This window comes from Microcoleus sp. Pol12A5 (genome assembly GCF_036701435.1).
Lineage (GTDB): Bacteria > Cyanobacteriota > Cyanobacteriia > Cyanobacteriales > Microcoleaceae > Microcoleus.
Genome location: NZ_JAUBQU010000252.1, coordinates 1 through 2,667 on the forward strand (window position 1 = coordinate 1; position 2,667 = coordinate 2,667).

General features: G+C 45.4%; 4 protein-coding genes. 1 reads left to right on the forward strand and 3 read right to left on the reverse strand.

Annotated features, from left to right (window positions below; all coding sequences use genetic code 11):
- The 3 genes from QUA45_RS28455 to QUA45_RS28465 all read right to left on the reverse strand — a co-directional run.
- Window positions 1–999, reverse strand: a 999-nt coding sequence (locus QUA45_RS28455) for a serine hydrolase (RefSeq protein ID WP_333223262.1), incomplete at its 3' end; no start/stop codon positions are given.
- A gap of 243 nt (window positions 1,000–1,242) precedes the next feature.
- Window positions 1,243–1,575 carry a hypothetical protein gene (locus tag QUA45_RS28460; protein WP_333223264.1) on the reverse strand — a complete coding sequence of 111 codons (333 nt, stop codon included), beginning with the start codon at window positions 1,573–1,575 and terminating at the stop codon, window positions 1,243–1,245.
- Between the two features lie 44 nt (window positions 1,576–1,619).
- Window positions 1,620–1,793, reverse strand: a complete 174-nt coding sequence (locus QUA45_RS28465; protein ID WP_333223266.1) for a hypothetical protein — start codon at window positions 1,791–1,793, stop codon at window positions 1,620–1,622.
- A 276-nt stretch (window positions 1,794–2,069) separates the two neighbouring features.
- On the opposite strand from QUA45_RS28465, the gene QUA45_RS28470 reads away from it, so the two are divergent.
- Window positions 2,070–2,667 (forward strand): toll/interleukin-1 receptor domain-containing protein (locus QUA45_RS28470; protein WP_333223268.1); only part of this gene is annotated, 598 nt, incomplete at its 3' end.

A 2,667-nucleotide genomic window follows, 5' to 3' on the forward strand; every position in this document is an offset into this window, starting at 1 on the left:
CCAATTGCGAATTCTGGTATCAGTTAATCCCCAACTGCGAAAACGCTCGTTGAGTTTAGCAATTCCCCCCAAACGTTCAATAATCATGTTGGTGGCTGTATTGTCGCTGATAGTAATCATTTTATCTACGGTTTCTCTGATGCTAAACCGAGTGCCATCTGGTTCATCTTGCATACTTCCAGAACCGCTGGCAACTAAGTCGGACTTCATCACTAATGTTTCGTCGAGGCTAACTTTGCCTGCATCTACATCTTGATAAAAAGCTATCAGAATTGGTAATTTGATGGTACTCGCGGCCGGAAACACTCGATCGCCCTTGATATCCAAATAGTTTCCTGTATCTAAATCCAGAAAAAACATTCCGGCGCTGAGGGATCTATACTGTTCGATCGCACTTTCGATTTGAGGCTTGATGGCTGTCATTTCCGAGCCTGTTGACATCGCCAAATCAGTGGAATAGTTTCTCTGATTTCCCGGCGAAACAGTGGGCGTAACTTGACCTGCTGCTTGTTCTATGCGGGTAATAGCTGTTGGGATAAAAGACTCGTTGCCCGCTATTTGCTCGGGATTTGGCAACTGAAACGACCAGCGCGTGGCAGACTCTCTAATGACTCGGACTTTTTGCGGGTCTAACTTATAACCGGGAGTTAATTGTATGACTAACCTGGTAGTTTCGGTGTCAAACTGCCCGACTCTAATTTGTTGAATAGCTGAGTTGTAGCTTTGAGGACTTTCGGGATACTCCAAGACTATTCCCGGTAAGTCAATTACTAAGCGGGTGGGATTTGCAATGAGTTTGACTTCCGGCTGAACTCCTGAATCCGTGGTTAAATTGAGTTGGTTTTCCCTGGGATCGAAGTGCCAAGATGTTAGTGTATCGGCTTTTGCGGGCAGGGCGATCGAGAAAAGACTAAGGGCGGCCGGCAACAGCCATCGCAGTTTTAGAGTCATGTTTGAAGAGAAAGAGTTTAACGGCTGCAACGAGAAAGCGGCGGTCACAGTGTTCTCGACCGCTTTCGAGGCGAAGCACCTAGCATCATACAGTCAACTCTTGCCCGCAGCCGTATTTTTTTTATTTTCTTTGAGAGTATTCCGTTTCCCGGACTCATATCAAATCCGGTTTTATTACCCCTTTTTCTTCCTGCCTCGTGCAGGCGGACAAAACTTTGTACACTGGCGAATTCTCTTGGCAGAATTATTGTTCTGTAGGCACAAATTTTATTCACCTGAGATGAATTCAAGTTAGGCGACTTCCCGAGTTCTAGCATCTTCGAGCGAGTCGATCGCGGCTTTGAGAAAAACTTTTCCTTTCGCAACAAATCGGCGATCGCTCAAAGGATCGTAAGCTTCCCAATTACCGCTAACTTCGCGATCGCGCCACAAAAACCAGCAGCGGTAGATTTCCCCGCTATCTATATCATCGCACAAAGCCAGCCAATCATCCCCCGTGAGAGCGCTGGCATCTAATGCTACCAATTCCACCCATGCAAGTGCAGTGCAGGCATCGATCGCCTCAGCATCAACCGAGTCAGATTTGGTAGCTATAGGTTGCGGCGAACACAGTGTAGACTTCATAATTTCTCCTTAATTAAATTAAATCAATCAATCAATGAATTTGCCTATTTATGGAGCTGACCCGGTACGCCAAGTGGAAAAACTGTGTTGTGATAAATTTCTGGTTGGTCAAATTTACCAGCGGCTGATGCTTCTGTTAAATTATTAAGTGTATTAATTGTGAAAATGGCGGCGGTTCCCAAAGCGGCCATTGCCAGTCTGTGTAAGATTTTGCTCATTTGGCTGCTCCTTTTTTGCTTGGTGTATCTACTCTAAAAAGTTAAGTGGTGATTAGCGGCGGAGATTGGGGAGTTAAGAAAAACTTTTTATCCTCAAATATATTCAACTGTTGAAGCCGTTATCAGGAAAGAGTTTGAGGAGTCGATCGCCCCAAAAACCTCTCCAAGTAAAATCCCTTAAATTCCGGCTTGCTGACTATCTTCCTTAAAATCTCCTAAAATAGGGACTTAAGGCGTTAAAATTTCTAGATTCGTTCCCCTTTCAGTGCAAGCGAAGTGCTCAAGTCAAAACGCGATCGCGGTCGCATTCTCACTGCCTCTGGCTTAAAGAAACTTAACGAGGCGCTCCAAGAATGGTCTGACCGACATAACATTAGAGGTACTCTGACGGAAATCGAGGCTGAATCTGGCGTCGGTGCCGATACAGTCAGCAAAATTAAGCAGGGTAGAGAAGGTGCGGATTTGAGTAAAATTCGACAGTTGTTCGCGGCTTTTGAAATGACTCTGGCTGCTAGCGACCATCGATCGGCTAAACTTGAGGAACCGGAAAATTTAGACGAGCTGGAAAATTTGCCACCAGCGGGGGAAACAGCCACCAGCAGCAGAATTGTCAAAGTATTTGTCAGTTATCGCAGCGCCGAACCCGAGCGCGAGTTGGGAAAACAGTTAGAAACGGCATTAAGCGCGATCGGTCATACAGTTTTCACAGCAGAAAATAACATTAGATTAGGAGATAATTGGTTCGATCGAATTAATTTATTCCTCCAAGAATGCGATTATTTACTGCTACTGTTGCCGCCAACGGGAAACCAAAGCGAACTGCTAACATATCAAGTTCAGCAAGCAAAAGAACTGCAAGACTCCCGCCCTGACA